The following is a 235-nucleotide window of genomic DNA, read 5'->3' as shown; positions in this document are numbered from 1 at the left end:
CCAAAATGAACGGAATCAGAAACTCATTCCAGGTCCAGATGAAGAGGAACAGCGCCAGTGTCGACATCGCCGGCACCATCAGCGGTACGACGATCTTGCGTAAAATATAGAATCGCCCCGCGCCATCGAGGACGGCCGCTTCCAGAATTTCTTCCGGCAATTGCTGCATCGCGCTGGCAAGAAAGATCGTCGAGAATGGTATCGACATCGCGATCTGCGGCACGATGACGGCCGC

Annotated in this window: 1 protein-coding gene; it reads right to left on the bottom strand. The window is 55.3% G+C overall.

The window, feature by feature from the left end; translation table 11 throughout:
- Positions 1-235 (bottom strand): ABC transporter permease subunit (locus EOD29_RS35090; RefSeq protein WP_164764107.1); only part of this gene is annotated, 235 nt, incomplete at both ends.

The organism is Mesorhizobium sp. M1A.T.Ca.IN.004.03.1.1 (assembly GCF_003997555.1).
Classification (GTDB): Bacteria; Pseudomonadota; Alphaproteobacteria; order Rhizobiales; family Rhizobiaceae; genus Mesorhizobium.
The sequence above is the reverse complement of the archived record's forward strand: the minus strand, read 5'-3'. Positions and strand labels throughout refer to the sequence as shown.